We start from the raw sequence: 25,055 nt of genomic DNA on the forward strand, positions 1-25,055 counted from the left end.
GGCGGCAGGCGCCGGAAGCCGGGCCTGCCGCCCCGTTCAGGCGGCGATCGCGATTTCCTCGTCGCGGTCGTCGAATCCGCTGTCGACGTCCTCGCCTTCCCATTTCGCGACCACCGTCGTCGCGATGCCGTTGCCGATGACATTGGTGGCCGAGCGGCCCATGTCGAGGAACTGGTCGACGCCGAGGACCAGAAGCAGTCCAGCGGCCGGCAGATGGAACATGTCCAGCGTCGCCGCCACCACCACCAGCGAGCCGCGCGGCACCGCTCCCATCCCCTTGCTGGTGATCATCAGCGCCAAGAGCATGACGATCTGCTGCCCCCAGCCGATTTCGATCCCGTACGCCTGGGCGATGAACAGCACGGCAAAGGTGCAGTACATCATCGATCCATCGAGATTGAACGAATAGCCGAGCGGCAAGACGAAGGAGACGATCTTCTCGCTCACCGGCACGCGTTCGAGCTGGCGCATCATCGAGGGATAGGCCGCCTCGCTCGACGCAGTGGTGAAGGCCACCACGAACGGCGCACGGACCAGAGAAAGCACCCGGATCGCAGTCTTGCCAAGAATCAAATATCCGGCCGCGAACATCACGCACCAGAGGATGAAGAGGCTCAGATAGAAGGAGAAGATATACTTGCCATAGGTCAGGAGGATGCCCGGCCCGTGCTCGGTCACGATCGCCGCGATCGCCGAGAAGACCGCAAGCGGGGCGAGCGACATCACATAGCCCGTGACCTTGAGAATGACGTGGGAGCCTTCCTCGATCAGCCCGACCAGGACCTTCGCCTTGTGCCCGACCGCCGCGGCCGCGAGGCCAAACAGGATCGAAAAGATGACGATCTGCAGCACCTCGTTGTTGGCGAGCGCGCCGACCGCGCTGTTCGGCACCGCGTGCTTGATGAATTCGGCAAGCGAGAAGGATCCGCCCTGCACCCCTGTCGCCGTGCCGGCTGCCGGCAGAGGAATGTTGAGATTGGCGCCCGGCTGCAACAGGTTGACCATCAGCATGCCGATCAGAAGCGAGACCAGCGAGGCGCTGACGAACCACACCATCGCTTTGCCGCCGACGCGGCCGATGGTCTTCATGTCGCCCATATGCGCGACGCCGGCCACGAGCGAAGTGAACACCAGCGGACCGATGATCATCTTCACGAGGCGCAGGAAAATCTCGGTGATGAGCGAGATATGGTCCGCCACCGTCGCCGCTTCGGCGGGCGCGAGGGTCGTGTTGAGGACATAGCCCACCGCGACGCCGAGCACGAGCGCGGCGACGATGTACATCGTAAGTTTGTGCTTCACGAATTCCCCCGCCATTTTAACGCGGCGGCTACCCGCACGCGCCGATGACGGCCGGCGCGCTCCCGACCGCGCCGTAATCCCGTCATCGGCCCAACCTCGCATCTTGTCAGAAATGTGTCGAGCGCCTGATATGGGCAGAAGCATCACCGCATTGAGGAAGAAACGGGCATCTCCGGTTCCGCGCGTCTCGATACTTCTCAGAGGCTTAGCCTTAGTTTTCCTTAACGACATCGGCCGTGCGCGGTGGACGGGACGACGCCCCGCCGATAAGATCGCGCTGTCAGGCAGGCGTTTAGGCAGAGCAACGGTGCGCGATTGTCCTCGGCGCCTGGCGTCGCGATCTTCTTTCAGGCAGTGGCGGCCGGTCCCGGTTCAAGCGGGGCTCCTCCTCGCCGCGCTCGCCGCGCCGGCTCAGGCTCAGACCCAAACACCGCCCCCTGCGCAGCCCCAACCTCATGCCCGGCCAATCGAGGATGCGACCTTTTTCGATCAGGCGATCGCTTGGTTCAATCCCAACGCCGCCAAAACCGAGCCCGCGGCGCCGGACGCAGTGCCTTATGCCGTGACTTTCGACGTCTCGGGCGACACGTCGGTTCGTGGCGCAATCACCGATGCCTCGAACCTCGAAAGCCTGCGCCGCACGCCGCCATCGGGCGCAGCCGGGCTGGTCCGGCGGGCGCTCGCCGACCAGAATCGGATCGTTGCGGCGCTCTATTCGGAAGGCTATTACGGCGGTACCCTGACCATTACCGTCGCGGGGCGCGCGCCCGACGCGCCTGACGTGTTTTCCGCCATCGATGCGGCGCGGGCGAGCGGACCAGTCCCGGTGGTTGTGCGTGTAACCTCCGGCCCCCGCTTCTCGTTCGGTACGATCCGCATCCTCGACATGTCGGGCCGTCCTCTGCCGGATCCGCCCAGGCCGAGACAATTGCACCTCGTGCCCGGCGAGCCTGCGCGGGCGAGCCGTGTGCTCGGCGCCGAAGACGTCATCGTCGACCGGCTGCGCGATGCCGGGCATCCCTTTGCCAGGATCGCGTCGAAGGACGTGGTGGCGGACCATGCCAACGACACGCTCAACGTGACCTTCCGGGTCGATCCCGGCCCAGTCGCAACCTTCGGCCCGTTCACCGTGAGCGGAACCGAAACGCTCGAACCCGGCTTCGTTGCCGCGCGCATCGACATTCGGCCGGGGGAGCCGTTTTCCCCCGAGCGGCTCACGGCATTGCGCCGGCGCCTCGCCGGCTACGAGATCATCGGCTCGGTGCGCTTCATCGAGGCGCGGCAGCTCAATGCGCTCGGCCAATTGCCGATCGAGGTGCAGGTCAGCGAGCGCAAACAGCGTTATGTCGGTTTCGCCGCCACGTATTCAAACACCGACGGGTCGTCTGCCAACGCCTTCTGGGGACATCGCAATCTGTTCGGAGGTGGCGAAACCCTGAGGCTCGACGCGCAGGCGACCTGGTTCACCGAAGCGTCCGACGCGGTGCCCGATGCAGATCCGTTCGGCTACAATGTCTCGGCCACCTTCATGAAGCCCGGCATCTTCACCGCCAACGAGGATCTGGTCGCCAAAGCCGCAGTCCTGCGCGAGGTGACGAACGCCTATGTGCGCGACGCCGTCACGTTTCTCGGCGGTGTCCGGCACCGCTTCAACAACGACCTCACCATGCAGGTCGGCATCGATCTCGAGGCCTCGAAGGTCGAAGACTCCACCGGCACCGCCGATTATCCCATCGTCGGCGTCCCGGTCGACGTGAATTTCGACAACACCGATTCGCTGCTCGACGCCTCGCGCGGCGTGCGCGCCAGCGCGACGGTCGAGCCGTTTGCCTATTTCGGCAATGACGGGGCCGGGCCGGTTCTCATGAAGGGGTCGATCTCGACCTATCACGCCTTCGACGAGGACAAGCGCTTCATACTCGCCGGCAGAGTGGCCGCCGGTTCGATCGTCGGCGCCACTTACTCCGACGCCCCGCCGCAACGCCTGTTCTATGTCGGCGGCGGCGGCACCCTGCGCGGCTACGAGTATCAGGCGGCGAGCCCGCGCAACGATCTCGGCATCATCGTCGGCGGCCTCAGCTTCTTCACCGGTTCGCTGGAGGCACGCCTGCGGGTCACCGACACGATCGGCATCGTGCCCTTCTTCGATGTCGGCGCGGCCTTCGCCTCGGAATGGCCGGACTTTTCTGGTCTTCAATATGCCTATGGCATCGGCCTTCGCTATTATACCGCGATCGGACCGCTGCGCATCGACGTGGCCTTTCCGGGAAATCCGGACATAGCGGGCACGAACTACGGCATCTATGTCAGCCTGGGGCAATCCTTCTGATGCGGGCCCTGCGTCTCTTTTTTTGGTCCGTCCCCGTGCTGCTCGCCGGCATCGTCGTGCTGGCCGCGCTCCTCTTCGGCCTCGCCCAGACGCCGTTCGGCCGCGGCTATCTCGCCGAGCTGGCGGGGCGGCTCGCCTCGGGTAACGGACTCGAGGTGCGCATCTCGGGCCTGACGGGCTTCGTTCCGCAGGACCTGCGGGTCGAGCGGATCGTCCTGTCGGATCCGAAGGGGCGGTTCGCCGAGATCGATGATCTGACTCTGCGCTGGGACCCGCTCGCGCTGCTGTCCGGCACGGTCTCGGTCCAGACTCTCGAAGCGAGGCGGGTCGCGGTGCTGCGCGCGCCGGAGCTTCCCCCCGCGCCGTCCGCCGCGTCCGAGGGTGGGCTGCCGGCCCTGCGCGTGGTGGTGGACCGCCTCGCCGTGCCCGACATCGCCTTGTCCGAGCCGGTGCTGGGCAGCCCGGCCCGCTTCGGCTTCGAGGGAGGGGTCCGGCTGATGGAGCCGGCGCGCGGCCTCTCCATGCGCTTCGATCTGGAGCGCCGCGACGCCGAGGGGCGCCTCACCGGCACCGTCCGCTATGCCCCGGAGGGGCGCCAGCTCGACGTCGACCTGACCGGCCACGAGCCGCCCGGCGGTGTGCTCGCCCGGCTGGCGCGGCTGGAAGGCCTCCCTGCGATCGATGCGAGCATCAAGGGCAGCGGCACCCTGGACGACTGGCGCGGCACGCTCGCCGCCTCGGCCGGGGTCGGCATCCATCTCGACGGCACCGCCGCCATCGCCGCCTCCGGCGACGCGCATGTCGTCACTCTCGCGCTCAACGGCGCGGTCGCGCCGGCGCTGCCGGAGGCCCTCGCGCCATTGTTCGAAGGCGAGACCGCCCTGCGCGCGGAGGCCCAAATCGGCTTCGATCTCGCGCTCGATTTGCGCCGCTTCGTCTTGACCGCCGCCGGGGCGTCGGTCGAGGCAAGCGGAAGCCTCACGGCGGCGCGTGTCGCCGACCTCGCTTTCGCCGTGACGCTCGGCGATGCCGCGCGCTTTTCCGCCCTCGCCCCGGACGTGACCTGGGCCGAGGCGCGGCTTTCAGGTACGCTCAGGGGCACGCAGGACGCCCCGGTCCTCGCCGCCATGGTCACGGCGCGCGACGTGGCCGGCCACGGCTATGCCGCTGGGACCCTCCAGGCCACCGCCGCCACCGCGCCGGCTCCCGCCGGACCTTTGGATCTCAGCGCCACGGTGACGGCGGATCGCCTCTCGGCGCGCGATCCGGGCGTTGCCCAGGCCCTCGGCACCTCCGGCACGGTATCGGTGCGTGGCATCTGGCAGCAAGGCGCGGAGCCGACTCTGACCCAAGCGGAGGCCCGGCTCGCTGCGCTCGACGTCACCTTCGCCGGCCGCGCGAGCCAGAGCGCCATCCGCGGCACGCTCGACGTGACGCGCCTCGACCTCGCGGCCTTCGCGCCGCTCGCCGGACGTCCGCTGAAGGGGATCGTCGCGGTCAAGGCGGACGTGACGCGGACCGGGGCGGACGGGGCCATCGCCCTCGCAATGACCGGCACCTCCCAGGGACTTTCGACCGGCGAACCGGCGCTCGACGGGGTGGCCGGCGGCGATGCCAGCTTCTCCGGCGGCCTGTCCTACGGACCGGACGGCTCGCTCGCCGTCCGCGACCTCAAGGCGGCCGCCCCCGGGGCGACACTGGCAGTTGACGGGCGCATCGATCCCGCGACCGCCAATCTCAAGGGCATCCTCGACCTGCCCGACCTGAAGCGGCTCGACCCGCGCCTTGAAGGCGCGGCTCGCGCGCAAGCGACCTTTTCCGGCCGCCTCTCCGCGCTGGACGTCGCCGGGCAGGTGGCCGTGCCGCACGGCGCCGCGATGGGACGGCCGATCCGCGATCTGGCGCTCGACTTCACCGCCAGCGACCTCACCGGCCGGCTCGGCGCCACCGCGCGCCTGTCGGGCATGGTCGGCGAGAAGCCGGCGAAGGGCAGCGCGCGTCTCACGACCGCCGCCGACGGCACACGCGCGATCTCCGACCTGGATTTTGCGATCGGCTCCGCGCGCCTGACCGGAAACCTGTCCGCCGCACCGACCGGCCGGCTCGCCGGCTCGCTCGCCTTCTCCGCCGCGAACCTCTCGGACATCGCCCCGCTGGTGCTCGACGAACTCGCCGGGCGTGCGGAAGGCACGGTGATTCTCACCGAACAAGGCCGGGCGCAATCCATCGCCGTGAAGGCCCGCCTGACCGACGTGGTCGCGGCCGGCCAGAGCGTCGCGGCGGCGCAACTCGATTTCGCCATCACCGATCCACGGTCCGCCGCCGCCGTCTCGGGCACGGTGGAGGCCACCGGCATCGCCGCCGGCGCAACGACGGTGGAGCGGCTGCGCCTCGTTGCGGCGCCCGCAGACGGTGCGACCCGCCTGACTCTCGACGCAACCGCCCAAGGCGCAGCGATCACCGCGACCGGCCGCGCCGTAACCGTGGGCGACGCACCGAGTTTCCGCCTCGAAACGCTGCGGGTAACCCGGCAGGGCGTGGCGGTCGCTCTCTCCGCCCCGGCCACGATCACTTATCGCGATGGCACAGCGATCCTCGATCGCCTGGCGCTCACCGCCGGAGGAGGCACGATCACGCTTCAGGGCCGGATCGGCCAGACTATCGAGGCCACCCTGGACGCGCGCGGGCTGCCACTGTCTTTGGCCGATCTCGCCCAGCCCGGGCTCGGCCTCTCCGGCACGCTCGCCGCCACGGCGCGGATCACCGGGACACCGACTGCGCCGAACGGGCGCTACGACGTCACGGTCACTCGCCTGACCTCCGCCGACATCGCCCGAGCCGGAGCGGGCCCCTTCGATATCCGAGTCAACGGCAATCTCGCGGACGGGCGGGCGGGCGTGAACGCGGCGGTATCCGGCCCGGCTCTGTCGGGCGTCGCGATCACCGGATCCGTGCCGGTCTCCGGTGGCGCCCTCGATCTGGCGGCGCGCGGCACCATCTCGCTCGCCATCGCCAATGCCGTGCTCGCGACCTCCGGCGCGCGCGCCTCCGGCAATGCCGGGCTCGACGTGACGGTGCGCGGCACCCTCGACGCTCCCCGAGTGGGAGGAACGATCCGCATCACCAATGGTCGGTTCGAGGACGCGCCGAACGGCGTCACGATCGAGCGGATCGAAGCGGTCTTCACCGGCACGGACCAGACCGTCACGATTTCTTCGTTCCGCGCCGGAACACCCAATGGCGGCACCATCCAGGCCTCGGGCAGTGTTGCGCTCGACCCGGCCGGCGGCTTTCCCGGCAGGATCGAGGTGACGCTGACCAACGCCACTCTGGTGAATAGCGAATTGATCCGCTTCGTCACCGACGGACGGGCGACGATCAGCGGCCCGTTCGCCACCCGCCCGACCATCGCCGGCCGGATCGATGTGCGCTCGCTCGACATCCATCTACCCGATCGCCTGCCCGGCGGCAGCGCGGCCAATCTCAACGTGCGGCACGTAAATTTGCCCCCCGGCGTCAATCCCGCCACCCCACGCGCCCGACGCGAGGGCGGGGCCCGCTCGGCCGGTGCCTTCGTCGCCACCCTCGATCTGACCGTCTCGGCACCGAACAGAATCTTCGTGCGCGGCATGGGCATGGACGCCGAACTCGGCGGCACGCTCCAGGTGCGCGGTACCAGCGCCGAGCCGGTCACCGACGGCGGGTTCCAGATGCTGCGCGGGCGGCTCGACATTCTCGGCCGCCGGCTCGACTTCACCCGCGGACGCCTGACCTTCAACGGCTCGACCGACCCGGATCTCGACTTCATCGCCGAAAGCGCGGCTGGTGACGTGACAGCCCGGATCCTCATCACTGGCAAAGCCTCGCAACCCGAGGTCGCCTTCTCCTCGACCCCAACCTTGCCGCAGGACGAGGTGGTCGCGCGGCTGCTGTTCGGCCGCTCCACCGCCCAGCTCGGGGCCGGCCAGGCGCTGCAGGTCGCGCAGGCGGTAGCGACCCTCTCGGGGGCGGGCCAGGCGACGCTCGGCAATCTTCGACGCTCGCTCGGCCTCGACACGCTCGATGTCGGGCTCAATTCTGCCGGCACCGGCGGACAAATCGGTCTCGGACGGCGCCTCAACGACAACATCTCGCTCGGCGTGCGCCAGGGCACCACGTCTGGTTCGACCCAGGCGACGATCGACATCGACCTCGGTAACAATATCCGCCTCCAGGGTGCGACCGGCGCTGACGGCGGCACATCGGTCGGCATCGGCGCGCAGTGGGACTATTAAGGCGCGCGAAACAGCGGGGCGGAGAGTGGACGAAGCCTATGACGTGGTGATCGTCGGCGGCGCCGTGATGGGCGCCTCGGTCGCGTATCATCTCGCTGCCGATCCGGCCTTTTCCGGCCGCGTCCTGGTTCTGGAGCAGGATCCGAGCTACCGCTTCTGCGCCTCCGCCCTTTCGGCCGGTTCGATCCGCCAGCAATATTCCAGTGCCATCAACGTCGCCATCTCGCGTGCCGGCATCGCCTTCCTTCGCGACATCGGCACCTTGCTGGAGGTGGAGGGCGAGCGGCCCGAGATCGGCCTCACTGAGGGGGGCTATCTCTTTCTCGCATCGCCGGCGCAGGTTCCGGCCATGCGCCGCTCCAATGCGCTTCAACGTGGGCTCGGCGCCGACATCGCGCTCTTGACGCCCGACGCACTCGCCGCGCGCTTTCCCTGGCTCGACACCGACGGCATCGCGCTCGGCAGCCTCGGCTTGTCGGGCGAGGGCTGGTTCGACGGCTTCTCTCTGATGCAGGCATTCCGCCGTAAGGCGCGCGCCCTCGGGGTGCGCTTCGTCCAGGCGCAGGCGGTCGGCTTTGCGCGCGACGGCGAACGTATCGCCGCTGTGCACACGGCAGCGGGCGCACGCATCGGCTGCGGCGCCGTGGTCATCGCGGCCGGGACCGGCGCCCCCGCCCTCGCCCGCGCCGTCGGCATCGATCTGCCGGTCCATTGTCGCAAACGCATGGTCTTCACCTTCACCTGCGCCGATCCGGTGCCGGATTGCCCGCTCCTGATCGAGCCGAGCGGCGTCTATGTCCGTCCGGAGGGGCGCGGCTTCCTGTGCGGCTTCTCACCCCCGCCCGAGGCCGATCCGGACTGCACCGATTTCGAGATCGACCCCACTCTGTTCGAGGACCGGATCTGGCCGGTTCTGGCGGCGCGCATCCCGGCCTTCGAGCGGATCCGACCGGGTCGAGCCTGGGCCGGGCATTACGACCTCAACATATTCGATGCCAATGCCATTCTCGGCCCGGCGCCGCAGGCGCCGAACCTCCTTCTGTGCAGCGGCTTTTCAGGCCACGGCCTGCAACAGGCCCCGGCCGTCGGGCGCGGGCTCGCCGAGCTTCTCGTGCACGGACGCTATCGCACCCTCGACCTTTCGCCGCTCGGCTATACCCGGCTCGCGCAGGCCCGCCCGCTCACCGAAACCCAGGTGGTGTGACCCGACATCCGGCGCGATGGGCAGAGGGGGCGCCCCGCCAGGAGGATGTCGAACCCGCTCTCCAAAAAATGTTTAGACCGGGAACGCGGTCCCGCTGCCCCCTGGGGCGGCTCCCATCCCGGCCTCTCGCCATTCAGCTCCGATCCCATCCAGGCCGCACTTTTCAAAATCGATTATCACTTTCCGATAAAATCCGATTTTCATTCATCTTATTGGGTTAAGTGGCGAGATTGAAAAATCGATTTTGATGTGATAGCCACAGGGCAAAATCATCGGGAGGACGCATGCAGTCCCAGCAGAGCGGCGCAGGAGCGCCGAACCTCGTGTTCGAGAAGGATGTCGGGATCCCGGTCTCCGACGGGTTGGTGCTGCGCGCCAACTTATTCCGCCCCATGGCGGAGGGCCGCTATCCCGTCGTCCTCGCGATGGGGATCTATGGCAAGGACGCGCATTTCGGCGACGCCTTCAAAAGCCAGTGGGACAATCTGCTACGGATCTATCCCGACCTCTGCGCCAACGGCTCGTCGGGCCATTATCTGCGCTGGGAAGTCGTGGATCCCGAGCGCTGGGTGCCGGACGGCTACGTGGTGGTGAACGTGGATTCACGCGGCAGCGGCAAGTCGCCGGGCTATCTCGACCCGTTTTCGCCGCGCGAAACCGCCGATTATTACGACGCCATTGAGTGGGCCGCGGCGCAGCCCTGGTCGAACGGCAAGGTCGGACTGATCGGCATCTCCTATTTCGCGATCAAGCAATGGCAGGTCGCCGCGCTCCAGCCCCCGCATCTCGCCGCCATCGTGCCTTGGGAGGGCGCCAATGACTTCTATCGCGACTGGAGCCACCATGGCGGCATCTTCTCGTCAGGCTTCCCCACCGCCTGGTGGCCGCGTCAGGCGCTGGTCAATCAGCATGGCAGCGGCGAGAGCACCTATCGCGACCGCGACACCGGAGAGCGCACCACCGGCCCGGCGCTGAGCCGCGAGATGCTGGCCGGCAGCCGCACCGACCATCCCGCCGACCTCTATGCCCATCCGCTCGACGATGCTTGGCACCGCGAGCGCACCGCGGATCTCTCGCGCGTCATGGTGCCTCTGCTCTCGGCCGGAAACTGGGGCGGGCCGGGCATCCATCTGCGCGGAAACGTCAACGGGTTCCTGGAAGCCGGCGCCGAGCACAAATGGCTGTCTATGCATATCGGCACGCATTATGACAGCTTCTATCTGCCGGCCTATGTCGCAATGCAGAAGCGCTTCCTCGGCCATTTCCTGAAGGGCGAGGACAATGGGTGGGACCGCGTCCCGCCGGTGCGCCTCGAAGTGCGCCGCCCCGACGGAGCGAGCGAGCGGTTCGAGCAGGAATGGCCGCTCGCGCGCACGCAATGGACCCCGTTCCATCTCGATGCCGGCGGCCTCGCCCTCTCGGAGCAACCAGCACCCGAGGCCACCGCGTCCTTCACCGCGCGCGGCGCGGGGGTCGATTTCGCCACCGCGCCCTTCGCCCATGAGACGGAATTCACCGGCCCCCTCGCAGCCAAGCTGTTCGTCTCCTCCACCACATCCGACGCGGACCTGTTCCTCACCTTGCGCCTTTTCGACCCCGCCGGGCAGGAGGTCCGTTTCGTCGGCGCGCACGAGCCGGTGCCGGTGGCGCGCGGCTGGCAGCGCGCTTCCCATCGCAAGACCGATCCCGAAAGGTCTCTGCCGTACCGACCCTGGCACGTTCACAACGAGGTCCAGAAGCTGTCGCCCGGCGCGATCTATGCGGTCGACGTGGAGATCTGGCCGACCTCGATCGTGGTGCCGGCCGGCTATCGGTTGGTGCTGACGGTCCAAGGCCGCGACTTCGAATATGACGGCTTGCCCGGCCGCATCCTGCACGACCATCCGGGGGACCGGCCCGAAGCCGAATTCGGCGGCACCACGACGCTCCATACCGGTGGCGCGCACGCCGCGCACCTGTTGCTGCCGCTCATTCCGAACTGACGCCAACCGGCCGTTGAACGGCCGGCCGAAAAACAGAGGGAGACTCCCATGCCCGACGCCCGGACCTTCGCTGCGAGACTTGCGACCCACCGCCTCGACCGCCGCGTCCTGCTGCGCGGCGCCGCCGCCTTCGGCCTCGCCGCCTGCCTGCCCGGCGCGGCGCGCGCGGCCGACTTTCCGACGCGGCCGATCCGCCTCGTCTGCCCCTTCCCGCCCGGCGTGTCGACCGACGTGCTCGCGCGCGCCTTCGCCAAGGAGATGTCGCAGGATCTCGGCCAGGCCGTCGTGGTCGAGAACCGGCCGGGCGCCAACGGCGTGCTCGCCTCAAATCTGGTCGCCAAGGCACCGGGCGACGGCTACACTCTGCTCTTCACCACCGGCTCGCACATTGCCAATGCCGCCATGTCGAGCAGCCTTCAATATCGCGCGCTGGACGATTTCACGCCGCTGTTTCTTGCGGCGCAATCCTATGGGCTGGCGCTGATCTCCGCGAAATACGACAGCGTGCCCGCGATCGTGGCGGCGGCCAAAGCGGCGCCGGGGAAGCTCACGTATGCAACGTCGGGCGTCGGCAACGTCACCCATGTCGCCGGCGCGGTGTTCGAGAAGCTCGCCGGGATCGACCTCACCGACGTGCCCTACAATTCGCCGACCCTCGTGCCCGACGTGATCGGCGGCCAAGTCGACATGACCTTCATCTCGACCGTGACCGCAGTGCCCCTGATGAAGACCGGCAAGGTCAAGGTGCTCGCCACCACCGGCACGATGCGCCCGCCCACTTTGCCCGACGCGCCCACCTTCCAACAGCTCGGCTATAAGGACTTCGACATCACCGGCTATTTCGGCATGATGGCGCCGGCAGACCTTTCCCCGCACATCGCTACGATCTTGTTCCGCGCGCTCAAGAAAGCGGGCGAAACCAAAGAGGTTCGGGATCTGCTCGCGGACTCCAGCCTTTATCCCTCGGACCTCGATCGGCAGGGCTTCGAAGCCTTCCTGCGCAAGGATCTCGGCTACCAGACCACCTTGATGCAGGATCTCGGCATCAAGCTTCAATAGGCGCCCGAGGGCGCCTCACATCAAGGCCTTCACCCTCCAGGGTCGCATACGGACGGCGGGTGGGGCGAGGCGCGTAGACAGGCGGAGGCCGGTCAGCCGCCCCCGACCGGCACCGGGATCGGCGCCGGATTGGAGCCCCCCTTGACGGCGCCCTTGGACGTGCCCATTGCGGCGCGCAGCGGGACCGGGGTGCTGCCGACACGCGGCAGGTCGAGCCGGGACCACACGTCGCTAAGCGATTCGGCGAGATGGGCGATCATCCTGTCGGTGTGAAATGGTGTCGGCGTGATGCGCAGACGCTCGGTTCCGCGGGGCACCGTCGGATAATTGATCGGCTGAATATAGATGCCGTGTTCCGCAAGCAGCACGTCGCTCGCTGCCTTGCAGGCCTTCGCGTCGCCCACCATCACCGGGATGATATGGGTCGGCGTCTCCATCTGCGGGAGGCCCGCGGCGGCGAGCGCCGCCTTGGTCTTGGCGACTTGGGCGCGCTGGCCGTCGCGCTCGGCCTGCGATGCTTTCAGATGCTGCACCGAAGCGGTCGCCGCAGCGGCGATGGCCGGGGGCAATGCGGTGGTGAAGATGAAGCCGGGGGCATAGGAGCGTACCGCATCCATCACCACCCGCTTGCCGGTGAGATAGCCGCCGATGACGCCGAACGCCTTGCCGAGCGTGCCCTCGATCACGTCGATCCGGTGCATCACGCCGTCACGTTCGGCGACGCCACCACCGCGCGGCCCATACATGCCAACCGCATGGACCTCGTCGAGATAGGTCATCGCGCCGTAGCGCTCGGCCAATTCGCAGATCGCCGCCATCGGGGCGATGTCGCCGTCCATGGAATAGACGCTCTCGAACACGATCAGCTTCGGCCGCCCGCCGGCCGCCCGCAGCAATTCCTCGAGGTGACCGAGATCGTTGTGGCGGAAGATCGCCTTCTGCCGGCCGCCTTGGCGCACGCCTTCGATCATCGAATTGTGATTGAGCTCGTCGGAGATCACCACGCAATCCGGGATCAGTTTGGCGATGGTCGAGATGCCGGTGGCGTTCGAGACGTAGCCCGAGGTGAAGACGAGGCCTGCATCCTTGCCATGCAAATCCGCCAGTTCGCGCTCGAGCAGCACGATCTCGTGGCTGTTGCCGGAAATGTTGCGGGTTCCGCCGGCCCCTGCACCGCGCAGCAGCGCCGCCTCGCGCATCGCCTCGACCACTTTCGGATGCCGCCCCATTCCGAGATAATCGTTGGAACACCAAACGGTTATCTCACGGGGACCGCCGGGGGAATGCCACACCGCGCGCGGAAACCGGTCGGCATCCCGCGCAATGTCGGTGAAGGTGCGATACCGGCGCTCGCGGCGCAACGCATCGACGGCATCGGAGAAGAACAGATCGTAGTTCATCGCGGTCCCGGGGCGCGGGGTGGATCATCCTTCGCGCCTCCCGGTCGAAGTCGGGCCAAACGCGAATTCTTCCAATCGTAGACCGGCAGACTGCCCGGAGGCTTGTCATCGATCAAGCATTAAACCGGTCGCGCGGCGATGCGGCGCGGCGGGGACCTGCGCACGCAGGGTTGCAGCCGTTTCCTGTGCGCGCGCGCTGCTCTACAGTACCGCCGATGGGTGTGGCGCGCATAAGAGGACACGTTCCAACATGGGGCGGCTTGCCTATCTCGCAAACAGCCTCGCCCGGACCTTCGATCGGAAGCGGGCGAAATGTCCGAACTGTGGGTCCGCCACCAGTGATCTCGTGGCGCGTAAATACCTCGTGACGGCGCTGCGGCGGTGCCGCTCCTGCGCCTTGATGTTTCGCACGCCGACCGACCCGGCCAATCTCAACGAAGCTTTCTATGAGGAAAGCTACAGCCAGGGCTTCACCACCGACCTGCCGGACGATCGCGCATTGCAGCGGCTGGTGAGCACGAATTTCGCATCCAGTGAAAAGGATTACAGCGCCTATATCGCAGTTCTTTCCAGCCTCGGAATCGGATCGGGCGCCCGGCTTTTCGACTTCGGCTGTTCGTGGGGATACGGAAGCTATCAACTCGCCCAGGCGGGCTTGTTCGTAACCGCCTTTGAAATCGCCCCGACGCGCAGCCGCTACGCGCGCGAAAAGTTGGGAGTGAACGTGCTGGACCAGATCGAAACCGCAGCCTTGGACCAGCACCGCGGGCAGTACGACTGCTTCTTCTCCTCTCACGTGATCGAGCATGTTCCCGTCCCCCATGAGGTGTTCACCCTGGCGCAAGTCCTTCTACGGGAGGGCGGTCTTTTCGTCTCCTTCACGCCAAACGGGTCGGAGGCGAGCCGCCGGCACAATACGACCTGGTCAAAAGCCTGGGGCGAGGTCCATCCGCACTTTATCGACGACATCTTCCTCGACACCCATTTCGGAGCCTCGCCGCGCGTCTTCGGAAGTTCGCCCATATCCAGGGCACGCCTGCCCGCAGCACCGGAGAGCCTGCGCCTCGACGATCTCTCACGCGGCGAACTGTTCTTCGCGGCCCGCAAGGTCGGCCCTGCCTGGTGACAGACTTGGCGGCGCAGGCAATGCTCCGCCCCCGCCTCCGCGCCGCCACAAAATTCATCAAATTGCCGCTTGCGAAGGCGGTCGGAAGACCCTATATCGCGGTTGCCCAAATTCGCACGTGCCTGTGGTTGCGTGTCGGTCGGTGGAAGTCCGGACAAGAGGCCGGAAAGCTGCCAGGACGATCGATAGCCGGAGGGAACCGGCCCACCCCGCTCCTCACGCGGGGGACGTGACTTGAAGCAACGACGTAGCGGGCTTTTTTGGTCTCGGTCGGCCCTCCAAAGGTCGGCGTTACTAAAGAGGCACTACTTCTTGCCGGTCGTGCGGAGCGGGATCTCCCTCTCCAAGCGCGCATTTCCAAAAGACGCTTCGCGTCGACCACCGGTCGATTCGCGGCGGGGAAATGCTTCGGCGCGAAGATGCGGCCGGTTTGCGACCGGCGAAGCGGGTACGGCCCGTTGGGATGGAGGCGCGTCCACACCGCCTGTCTCCCGCGTGTGCGTATCCCGGACGGGCCTCGGCTCCGTCCGTCCTGTCGTCGCGCGGGCAACCGCGCTTCACGAGGCTTCAGGTCACGGGAGATTGCCATGACCGATCGCATCCGCGAGTTTCTCAAGACCCGACGTGAGGATGGTCCCTGCGTCGTCGTCGATCTCGACGTGGTCCGTGCCAATTATGCCGCGTTCGCGCGCGCATTGCCGGACACCCGCGTCTTCTATGCCGTCAAGGCCAATCCCGACGCCGCGATCCTCAAGGCGCTGGCGGAGCTCGGTTCGTGCTTCGATACCGCCTCCACGGGCGAGATCGAGATGGCGCTCGCCGCCGGCGCCGGCCCGGAGCGCATCTCGTTCGGCAACACCATCAAGAAGGAGCGCGACATCGAGCGCGCCTACAAGATGGGTGTGCGCCTGTTCGCGGTGGATTGCTACGAGGAGGTCGAGAAGATCGCCCGCGTGGCGCCGGGCGCGAAGGTGTTCTGCCGCATCCTGTGCGACGGCGCGGGCGCCGAATGGCCGCTCTCGCGCAAGTTCGGCTGCGTGCCCGAAATGGCCGCGGACGTGCTCGAGCACGCTCATCGCCTGGGCCTGGCTGCCTATGGCGTGTCGTTCCATGTCGGTTCGCAGCAGAAGAACGTGCATGCCTGGGACCAGGCGCTGGCGTCGGCTGCCGGCATCTTCCGCGAATGCGCCGAGCGCGGCATCGGCCTGTCCATGGTTAATCTCGGCGGCGGTTTCCCGACCAAGTATCTTCAGGACGTGCCTTCGGCGACAGCCTATGGCGAGGCGATCTTCGACGCGCTGCGCCGGCATTTCGGTAATGCTATCCCCGAGACCATCATGGAGCCGGGCCGCGGCATGGTCGGCAATGCCGGCTTGATCGAGACCGAGGTGGTGCTGATCTCCAAGAAGTCCGAGACCGACACGATGCGCTGGGTGTTCCTGGACATCGGCAAGTTCGGCGGTCTCGCCGAAACCATGGACGAGGCGATCCGCTACCCGCTGCGCACGCCGCGCGACGGGGACGACACCGCGCCCTGCGTGCTCGCCGGCCCGACCTGCGATTCGGCCGACGTGCTCTATGAGAAGACCCCGGTCGAACTGCCGGTGTCCCTCGCGATCGGTGACAAGATCCTGATCGAGGCGTGCGGCGCCTATACCACGACCTATTCGGCGGTCGCCTTCAACGGCTTTCCGCCGCTGAAGTCCTACGTGATCTGACGATCACCCCTCATCCCGTTCCGGCCCTTAAAACCGCCGCGCGTCACCGCGCGGCCGGGCCGGCATCTTTCGGCTTCGGTTTTGGCACAGGAGGTGCCGATGACTGACATTGTCGCTGAGAAGGTGGAAGAGGCTGCCGCCCGCGAGGCGCTCCTGGACCTCACAATGCCCACCCGCTTCGAGAAGCCCTCCGAGCGGATCCGCGAGGGCCGCCTGCCTGCCGAAGGCCTCGCCTTCGCCGCGCACGGGCCGGACGGGCGCCTGATTGCCACCGTCCGCCTGTGGCACGTCGCGGCGGGCCCGGGAAAGCCCGCGCTGCTGCTCGGACCGCTCGCGGTTCACCCCTGGTTCCGCGACCGCGGGCTCGGCGGCAAGATGATGCAGGCTGCGATCGCGACGGCGGCGGAACGCGGCCACGGCGCGATCCTCCTGGTGGGGGATGCGCCCTATTATAGCCGGTTCGGCTTTTCCGCCGCGCCGACTCAGGGCCTGTGGATGCCGGGCGCGTACGACCGTGACCGGCTTCTCGGGCTCGAACTGACGCCCGGCGCGCTCACCGGCGCCCGCGGCCTGATCAGCCCGACCGGCGCGCAGATCCCGGTCCCCTCGCTTGGGGAACTCATGGCCGCCAGCGCGGCGTGATCGACAGGCATCCATATGGTGCCTGGCAGCCTTTAGCTGGACCGAACGAGGCGCTTCGCAAATCGATGCGCCCCGTGCGGCGATGCAGGTGCTGGAAAGATCAAGGGTTAGGTCCGGTTCGGGAAGACCGAGACATTGAAATCAGCCGCGCCTCGAACATTCCGGCCGCAGCGCGCCGTTCTGCGGATCCCTGCGGCCGGTCACTCACATAATCGGGGTCAAAAGCCCCGGGCGCTCAGATAGCGCCATTGATCCACTGGACCAGCTTCGCCTTGGGCGCCGCGCCGACCTGACGCGAAGCGATCTTGCCATCCTTGAACAACAACAAAGTGGGGATCGACATGATCCCATACTTCGACGCCGTTTCCGGATTCTCGTCGACATTCAGCTTGACGATCTTGAGCTTGTCGCCGAGTTCGCCGGACACTTCGTCCAAAACCGGCGCGACCATGCGGCAGGGGCCGCACCATTCGGCCCAGAAATCCACCACGACCGGGGCTTCGGACTTCAGCACATCCTGCTCGAAGCTCTGATCGGAAACTTTCTCAACTGCCATGACACACCTCTCCGGGTGAAGGCGACACGTGAACGTGACTGCAACGTAGGAAGCCCCTCCCCGTTGCGTCAAGGCAAGTCGCGGCCTCGTGACGAGACCGCCGCCCTCAACCCGCGCCCAGACGCTCCAGCGCGGCCTCCAACTGGCCGGGCGAGAGCCCATGGATGCGGGGACCGCGCGTATAGACGATCCGGGCGGCCACCGCAGTCCCCGGCAGGGCGCGACCAAGCGCCGCCGCATAGAGGGCGAGTTGTGCGATGTGTGATGGATCGACGTCCTCCGCCCGCTCCGGTGGCACGCGATCTGTCTTGAAATCCGCAAGAAGGATCTCCGTGCCGATTCGGACCAGCCGGTCGATGCGGCCGGCAACTTCCGCCGGGCGCCCGTTGCCGAGTTGCCAACGCCCGAGGACCGGAACTTCCGCTCGGCTGCCGGGGCCGAAGAGGTCCGCCAGCGCAGGCAAATCGAGGACACTGAGCGCCTCCGCCAACACCGCCGCGTGCTGTGCCAGGGATAGGCTCGGCGCAGCCTGTCGCAGCAGGCGCATGCCGCTGGCGCGCCGCTCGGGTCCCGCCAAGTCCGGTAGGCCTGCGAGCAATCGGTGGACCAGATCCCCATGTACGGTGGGATCGATCCCGACTGCACCATCGCCCCCCGGGAGAGACGCAGATTTCACCTCGATCAGAGAGGGCTCCGTCTTCGGCGCTGCGTGCGATGGCCGCAGGCGCAGGCATGTCGCCTCGGCCTCTACGGGGCGCGTTTCCAGGGAGCGCGGGGCCGGCGGCGGTGCGGACGGGCTGACCGCGGCCGTCAGAGTGGACACCGGAAACGAATCCGGCCGCCGCCAGCGCAGCACCGGAACCTCGCAATAGGGAACCTCGGCATCGACGGCTTCGGCCGCGAGCGCATCGGTCACGAGGTCGTACCAGCAGCCCGGCGCGCGGGCATGGGCCTTCCCCTCGCCTGGCAGACGACCCTCGGCGCCGCAGACGATGACGGCGTCCTGTGCCCGTGTCAGCGCCACATAGAGCAGGCGGCGATATTCCTCCGCCTCGCGCGCCGCGGCGGCCGCCCGGGCGGCGGACAGAGCCGGCGGATCCGCCTCTTGCCGCGAGACCAAGACCGGCACGCCGATGCCGTCGCCAGCGGACAGTGTGAGAAGACCGCCGGGCAGGCGCAAGCGCGGCACGTCCACAGTATCGGCGAGAATGACGATCGGCGCTTCCAGCCCTTTCGCGCCATGGACCGTCATCACCCGGACCTCGTCGCGCCCGCTCTCCATGTCGCGCTTGGTCTCCGCGCCGCCACGGCGCAGGTAAGCGAGGAAGCCTGACAGTGTCGCCGGCTCTCCGGCCTCATAGGAGCGGGCCAGCGCCATGAACTCGTCCAGGACATCGCCGGCCTCCGCGCCGAGCCGGGCGATCATCGCGCGCCGTCCTCCGTCGCGGCCCAGCACGCGCCCGTAAAAATCGAACGGACGCAGCGCCGCCGCCTCCACGCGCCAGGCGGAAAGGCGCGCGGCGGCGGCGGAGAAGCGGAAATCCTGTGCGAGCGCGTCACCCAGCCGCCCGGTGCGGCCGGGACAGAGCGCCGTCAAATCGGCATCCGTGAAACCGAAAAGCGGGCTCTTCAGGAGACCGGCGAGCGCGAGATCGTCATCGGGCGAGAGCAGGGCGTCGCCGAGCGCCATCAAGTCGAGCGCGGCGATATGATCGGCGACGACCAGGCGGTCGGCCCCGGCGACATCGACGCCGCTCGCCGCCTTCAGCGCTCGGATGATCGCCTCGAACAGCTTGCCGCGCCGCCGTACCAGAATGAGAACATCCTCCGCCCGCATCGGCCGCCCGCCTTGCGAGGGGATGGCGAGACGGGCGCCGATCCCCCAGGCAATGAAGGCGGCGATCCGCCGGGCGAGCAGGTTCGCGGGATCGTCGACCGGCACCGCGTCCAGCGGCCGGCGCCAATCGTCGATTTCCGGACGCGGCGGTGGCACGAGGGTCGGCCAGATCTCCACCAGAGCCGGCGCATCGGCGCGGATCGCGGCATGTGTCGGCGCCACGCCATCGGCGACCAGGCCGGCCGCAGCGTCGGCGCCCGCGAATATCCGGTCGACCGCAGCCAGGACCCCAGGTGAGGCCCGGAAGGAATGCGGCAGGCTGACGTCGCGGAATGCGTCGGGACCGGCCGCGCGGGCGACGCGACGGTGCATCGCCCCGAAGGCGCGTGGATCGGCGCCTTGAAAGGAGAAGATCGACTGTTTTTCGTCGCCCACCACGAACAGCGTGCGTGTGAGACCCGGCCGCGCGCCCTCCCCCGCGAAAAAGTCCGAAACAAGCCCCTCGACCACCTTCCATTGAGCCGGGCTCGTATCCTGCGCCTCGTCGACGAGCACATGGTCGATGCCCCGGTCGAGCTTGAAGTGCACGAAGGAGGCCGGAACGCGGTTGAGGAGATCGGCGGTGCGGTGGATCAGGTCGTCGAAATCAAGCAAACCACGGGCCGATTTTGCTGCCTCATAGCGCGCGCAGGCCGCCCCGCCGAGGACCAAAGCCGCCTCGCTGCGCTCCAGCACCACCGCCGCACGCAATGCATCGAGCAAGGCACCGATGCGCGCCTTCTCCAGGTCGAGCCGGTCCGCGAGATCCGGCTCGGCCGCGCGCAACCCCTTGGTGAGGAAGCGGGCACGCAGCTTGCCCTCAGAGGTGAGGAAGACGGTGCGATACGCGGCCAGCGCTTCGGCGACGCTCGCGGCTTTCGCGGCGAGGCCGAGCGTACGGCCGAGTTCTGCATCGCTCGCCGATCCCGCCGTCAGCCGGGCCGCGACGCTCGCCCATTCGCTGCGCGGCAGATGCGGGCTTGCCAGCATCTCCGCCTCGATCGCGGCGCGGCTGGTCTCGGGAGGCAGGCCGAGCAGATGGGCGAGCCGTGCCCGGCGCGCAGGGCCGGCCACCGCCACGTGCAGGATCTGAGCCCGCAGCGCCACGGCCGCCTCCAGCAGCGCATCGACGGCAAAGTCGCTCATGTCCTCGGTGAGGCGGCTCAAAGCCTGACCGAGCGGTCCATCTGGGACCCGGGTGGCCTCGACGATCAAGTCGGCGCGGATTTGCGCCATCAGATCGAGCCGAGCGGCCTCATCCAGTTCGCGAAAACCTGCCGCGACCCCGGCCTCGAACGGAAAGCGATGCAGGAGGCCGCCGCAAAAAGCGTGGATGGTCTGGATCTTGAGCCCACCCGGCGTCTCCAGCGCCGCCGCGAACAGGCGGCGCGCTCGCGCCCGGCTCTCTCGCGTCGGGACGCGGCCATCGGTGGCGCGCAGTTCGGCGTCGAGCGCGTCATCCGAGAGGCCCACCCAGCGGCTGAGTATGGCGAGGACGCGGTTCGCCATATTGGCCGCCGCGGCCTTGGTATAGGTCAGGCAGAGAATACGTTCCGGCGGTGTCCCGGACAGCAGCAGGCGGATCACCCGCCGCGCCAGCACATGGGTCTTGCCGGACCCCGCATTCGCGGAGACCCACGCGGAGCGGTCTGGGGCCGAGGCATCGCTCTGGCGCCGCGTCGCCTCGGCGAGCGGCCCCTGGTCGACGGCGTCGCTCGTGACGTCCTTCACGGCGTCTCCTCCGCCTCGCCGCCAAAACCCCATTCCCGCACCCGGGCGAGATGGTCGTAGACGCCATGCCGGCCACGCCATTGCGGCGCGGCGAGCGCGCGGTAGCCCTGATGTGGATCGTCGAAGGCGGAAAGAAGCTCGGTCAGCTTGCCCAGTACCTCCTCGGCGAGGCCGGCGGCGGTCGCGGTCTTGGCGATCGCCGGCTTGAGGCGTCCCGGCTCCGCACCGCCCTTCAGTTCGACATGAAAAAAGTCTGCGATCTCCCCGGCCGGTACCCCGGCGAAACCGCCACGCGCGGCGATCGCCGCCTCCAGCGGCAATTGCGGCGCCAAAGCCCGGACCTGGGCGGCAGTTGGCGCGGTGCCGGTCTTGTAGTCGATCAGGACGAGGCCGCCGTCACGCAGCAGGTCGATGCGGTCGGCGCGTGCAGTCAGGCGGAAGGCGCCATCCGGCAGCGCGATCGTGTGCGACCCGCCCACTTCCGCCGCCACCCGGCTCACCCCGGGCCGCCGGATGCGCTCGAATTCCACCACCCAAGCGGCGACCCGCACGAACCGGGCCCACCACAGCGCATGTTCGGCGGGGAAGACCGCCAGCGGGGCGAAAGCGGTGCGTCCCAGGTCCAGCAATTGTGGGAGCGCATCCTCGGGCAGATCCTCCGGATGGCGTGCGGCGAAGGCGCCGAGCGCCTGATGAAGTGCCGTGCCGCGCTCCGCTCCACCCGGTGCCGCATCGAACGGCTCCAGCGGCTGGAGGCGCAACACGTGGCGGGCATAGATCGAATAGGGGTCGCGCAGCAGGGTTTCGATCTCGGTGACGCTGAGCTGGCGCGGCCGCAAAGCGAGCGGCGGCGTGGGGCTCGGCTGTGTCACGCGAGGCACGGGCGGTGCGGCATCGAGTGCCAAGGCGGCGGCGCGCCAGGCGGCGCCGCGCGCCAGGGCTTCGGCCCACAGTGCGGGTCCGGCGACGGTGCGCAGCCGTTGCACGAAGCGGGAGGCGACGCTCTGTGCGCCGTCGGCCTTCTCGGGATAGGTCAGGACCAGTTCCGGCGTAGCCGCCGCCTGCGCGAAATCGTGGGCGGAGAGCCCGATGCGCCGCTCCGGGAGATCAAGGCCGAGTTCGGCCCGCATCGGCCGCGACAGCCAGGGATCGGTGCGCGTCTGGGGCGGCCAGACGCCCTCGATCAGCCCGCCGAGCACCACCCGGTCCAGCGCCACGAGGCGCGCCTCCAGCGGGCCGAGAATGCGCACGCGCCCGCCGTCCCCGGCAGGCGGGCGCACCATCTCTCCGGCAATCAGGGCGCCGAACATGTCGGCATAGTCCCCGAGCGACAGCATCGGTCCATGTTCGGCGCCGGCCAGCATCTCTGCGAACGCACGGGCGAGCGCCGCGCGGCCAGGGTCGGCCTCATCCTCGGGATCGAGCGGGCCGCCGACGGCCTCCAGAGCCGCCTCGTGCTCCGCCACCCGTGTCGCGAACGGCCGGACCTCCGGATCGAGCGACGCGAAACAGGTGGCGAGGCGTGCGAGGAGATCCAGGGCGCGCGCACGCCCCGCATCGTCCACGCGACGGCGCGGATCGAGACGATGCAGCGTCTTCGGGTCGAAGGCGCGAACCGCATCGGTCAACCCCGCGAGCCCGCTGCGCGGGCGCGGACCGCGCAGCGCTAACAATTCCAACGCCGCCACCGCCTCGGCCTTGTCCTCGGGGGCGAGACCGAACGTCGCCTGCGGATGGGCGAGCAGTGCGAACAACGGGACGGGTGCGAAGCTTTCGGCCGCCGCACGCGCGACGAGACGTGCCAACCGGCCCGCACCGGTTTCGGCCAAGGGCAAACCGGCGGAATCGTCGACCGAGACGCCGAACCGCCCGAGTTCCGCAGCCACCCGGCGGGCGAGATCGCGGTCGGGCGTGATCAAAGCGGCCCGCAGACCGGGCCGGCGCAGGGCATCTTCCAGGACCAGAGCGATCGTCACCGCCTCCTCGCGCGGGTCCGCCGCGGCAATCACGCTGACCTGCGCCATCGCGGCGGCGAGATCGCACGGACCGAGCCGCTCCGGCAGGGTCGCCCACAGATCGGACGTCTCGGACTGCCGCATCGCCTCGCTCAGAAGACGCACGCGTGGGGCCGGCGCCGGCCCGAGCAGGCTCACGTCGCGCCGTGTCGCGCCGAGCGTGGCGAGCAGTCGCGCCAGATTGAACTGCGGATGGTCCGGAGCCCCGGTCGCCGCGTCGGAGATTTGGTCGAATGTCGACTCCTCAAGATGCAGATCGAGCCCCGGCAGCACCACGGCGCCGTTCGGCAGGCACGCGATCGCCGCCAGCAACCGAGCAGTGGCGGGGAGCGAGCCGGTCGAGCCCGCCGCGATCACCGGCCCCGCCGCGGCGCCAAGCGCCGCAAGCCGGGCCGCCTCCGCCCCCATCAAAGCGTCGCGCCGCTGCGCCGCCTCGACCAGCCCGCGGGCGGAAAGATGATCCGCCCAAGCCGCGTGGGCGAGCCGGACAAAAGCAAGGCTTGTGTCGAAAAAGGTGTCGTGTTCCGCGAGGTCGAGACGATCGAGCTTGATCCAGTCGATGCCGGCGAGTGCCATCTGGTCGAAAAGCGCAGCGAGTTCGTCGGCGAGCGCGACGGTCGCTCCCGGCCCGGCGGCGACAGCCTCCTGCCCGTTCGACGCCGCCAGCGTGTCGCGCCAGCGCGTCACAAGAGCCAAGAGCGCGATCCGCCGATGCACTTGCGGTACAGCCTGCGGTGCCGCCAGCGGCGAGGCAAGGTCACTGAAGGCGAGCAAATCCTCGTCGACATCGCCGAGCGGAACGATCCGCGGGAGCAGCACGGCTTCGGCGCCGGTGGCTGCAAGCAGCGCCTCCGCGAACAGGCGCCCGGCACGCCGCGTCGGCAGATAGAGGGTGGCAGAGGCAAGCGCGAGCGGATCGCGGCGCGGCGCAAAGCCCGGCACCAGCGCGCCGTCGAGCAGCGCGGAGGCGAGCGTCGGCAGGAATGGCGTGGACGGCGGGATCGTGAACAGGCGGGTCATGGGGAATAGACGTTCGCCGTGCGCGGCCGAAGCGGGCCGTCTCCGCCGAGAAGCCTATACGGCCGGCGCCGTCTTGTCCCGGTGTGCGACGGGCGCGGAGACGGCACAGCCTCAATCGCTCGACCGCTTGATCGCAGTCTCTGCCTCGGCGATCGCCTCGGGGGTGCCGACATGCATCCATACCCCCTCGAGCCGCAGCCCAAACAGCCGACCGGCTTCGCACGCGCGGTCGAAGATGAGATTGAGTGAAAACGGCCCCTGTGGCGTCTCATCGAACAGAGAGGGCGTGAAAACCCCGGCACCCGCATAGACGAAGGGCGAGACCACCCGCTCGGGCCGACGCGACAGCCGCCCCTCGCCGTCCATGGTGAAGTCGCCAAAGCCGGAATAGCCGATCGACAGAGCGGTCGCGGCGACCAGAAGCAGGGCGTCCATCCGCTCCGGGTCGAATTGCTCGATCAGGCGGGCGATGTTCGGCTTCACCCCTTCGATCCAGATCGTGTCCGCATTGATCGCGACGAATGGCGCGTCGCCAAGAAGATCAAGCGCCTTGCGCGTCCCGCCGCCGGTCTCCAACAGGCGCGTCCGCTCGTCCGACACCCGAATTCGGGGCGCACCGCTGCGCGTTGCCAGATGGGCCTCCATGAGATCGGCATGGTGGTGGACATTGACCACCGCTTCGTCGATCCCCGCGCCCGCGAGCCGGTCGAGCACATGGTCGACCAGCGGCTTGCCGGCGACCGCGACCAGCGGCTTGGGGCGGGTGTCGGTCAAAGGGCGCATACGGGTGCCCATGCCCGCGGCGAGCACCATGGCCTTGC

General features: G+C 68.3%; 14 protein-coding genes. 8 read left to right on the plus strand and 6 right to left on the minus strand.

Features of this window, described 5'->3' with window-relative positions; translation table 11 throughout:
- Positions 1-36: 36 nt before the first annotated feature.
- Entirely contained in the window at positions 37-1,302 is a 1,266-nt protein-coding gene (locus EDC64_RS02930) for a dicarboxylate/amino acid:cation symporter (RefSeq protein WP_245504495.1), read from the minus strand.
- Positions 1,303-1,852: 550 nt separating this feature from the next.
- Between EDC64_RS02930 and EDC64_RS02935 the strand changes: the two genes are divergently transcribed.
- The 5 genes from EDC64_RS02935 to EDC64_RS02955 all read left to right on the plus strand — a co-directional run bounded on the left by EDC64_RS02935 (position 1,853) and on the right by EDC64_RS02955 (position 12,150).
- On the plus strand, positions 1,853-3,631 hold the full coding sequence (locus tag EDC64_RS02935) for an autotransporter assembly complex protein TamA (protein ID WP_245504496.1): 1,779 nt from the start codon (positions 1,853-1,855) through the stop codon (positions 3,629-3,631).
- A gap of 35 nt (positions 3,632-3,666) precedes the next feature.
- Entirely contained in the window at positions 3,667-7,905 is a 4,239-nt protein-coding gene (locus tag EDC64_RS02940) for a translocation/assembly module TamB domain-containing protein (RefSeq protein WP_245504497.1), read from the plus strand.
- 25 nt (positions 7,906-7,930) lie between these two features.
- A complete protein-coding gene (locus EDC64_RS02945) occupies positions 7,931-9,109 on the plus strand; it encodes an NAD(P)/FAD-dependent oxidoreductase (RefSeq protein ID WP_132029672.1) in 1,179 nt (392 codons plus the stop codon).
- Between the two features lie 284 nt (positions 9,110-9,393).
- The gene (locus tag EDC64_RS02950) at positions 9,394-11,091 is read left to right on the plus strand and encodes a CocE/NonD family hydrolase (RefSeq protein WP_132029674.1); all 1,698 of its coding nucleotides are present in this window, start codon (positions 9,394-9,396) and stop codon (positions 11,089-11,091) included.
- Positions 11,092-11,139: 48 nt separating this feature from the next.
- Positions 11,140-12,150: a Bug family tripartite tricarboxylate transporter substrate binding protein gene (locus EDC64_RS02955; protein ID WP_132029676.1), complete on the plus strand. Its 1,011-nt coding sequence runs from the start codon at positions 11,140-11,142 to the stop codon at positions 12,148-12,150.
- A gap of 92 nt (positions 12,151-12,242) precedes the next feature.
- Here the strand turns inward: EDC64_RS02955 and hemA are convergent, their stop codons facing one another.
- Positions 12,243-13,550: a 5-aminolevulinate synthase gene (gene hemA / locus EDC64_RS02960; RefSeq protein ID WP_132029678.1), complete on the minus strand. Its 1,308-nt coding sequence runs from the start codon at positions 13,548-13,550 to the stop codon at positions 12,243-12,245.
- Between the two features lie 250 nt (positions 13,551-13,800).
- Between hemA and EDC64_RS02965 the strand changes: the two genes are divergently transcribed.
- The 3 genes from EDC64_RS02965 to EDC64_RS02975 all read left to right on the plus strand — a co-directional run bounded on the left by EDC64_RS02965 (position 13,801) and on the right by EDC64_RS02975 (position 17,036).
- Complete coding sequence (locus EDC64_RS02965; protein WP_132029680.1) at positions 13,801-14,676, plus strand: class I SAM-dependent methyltransferase; 876 nt, start codon at positions 13,801-13,803, stop codon at positions 14,674-14,676.
- Between the two features lie 581 nt (positions 14,677-15,257).
- On the plus strand, positions 15,258-16,394 hold the full coding sequence (locus EDC64_RS02970) for a type III PLP-dependent enzyme (RefSeq protein ID WP_245504525.1): 1,137 nt from the start codon (positions 15,258-15,260) through the stop codon (positions 16,392-16,394).
- Between the two features lie 99 nt (positions 16,395-16,493).
- Positions 16,494-17,036, plus strand: coding sequence for a GNAT family N-acetyltransferase (locus EDC64_RS02975; protein ID WP_132029684.1), 543 nt, complete (start codon positions 16,494-16,496; stop codon positions 17,034-17,036).
- 235 nt (positions 17,037-17,271) lie between these two features.
- Here EDC64_RS02975 and trxA read toward each other — a convergent pair whose 3' ends face one another.
- The 4 genes from trxA to EDC64_RS02995 all read right to left on the minus strand — a co-directional run bounded on the left by trxA (position 17,272) and on the right by EDC64_RS02995 (position 25,047).
- Positions 17,272-17,592 (minus strand): thioredoxin, encoded by a 321-nt coding sequence (gene trxA / locus EDC64_RS02980; protein WP_132029686.1) that lies wholly within the window; start codon positions 17,590-17,592, stop codon positions 17,272-17,274.
- 106 nt (positions 17,593-17,698) lie between these two features.
- Positions 17,699-21,199 (minus strand): double-strand break repair helicase AddA, encoded by a 3,501-nt coding sequence (gene addA / locus EDC64_RS02985; RefSeq protein WP_245504498.1) that lies wholly within the window; start codon positions 21,197-21,199, stop codon positions 17,699-17,701.
- Entirely contained in the window at positions 21,196-24,234 is a 3,039-nt protein-coding gene (gene addB / locus EDC64_RS02990; RefSeq protein ID WP_132029690.1) for a double-strand break repair protein AddB, read from the minus strand. The genes addA and addB overlap by 4 nt, the downstream gene beginning before the upstream one ends.
- Before the next feature lie 111 nt (positions 24,235-24,345).
- Complete coding sequence (locus EDC64_RS02995) at positions 24,346-25,047, minus strand: nucleotidyltransferase family protein (protein ID WP_132029992.1); 702 nt, start codon at positions 25,045-25,047, stop codon at positions 24,346-24,348.
- Positions 25,048-25,055 lie beyond the last annotated feature (8 nt).

The organism is Aquabacter spiritensis, from assembly GCF_004346185.1.
Taxonomy (GTDB): Bacteria; Pseudomonadota; Alphaproteobacteria; order Rhizobiales; family Xanthobacteraceae; genus Aquabacter; species Aquabacter spiritensis.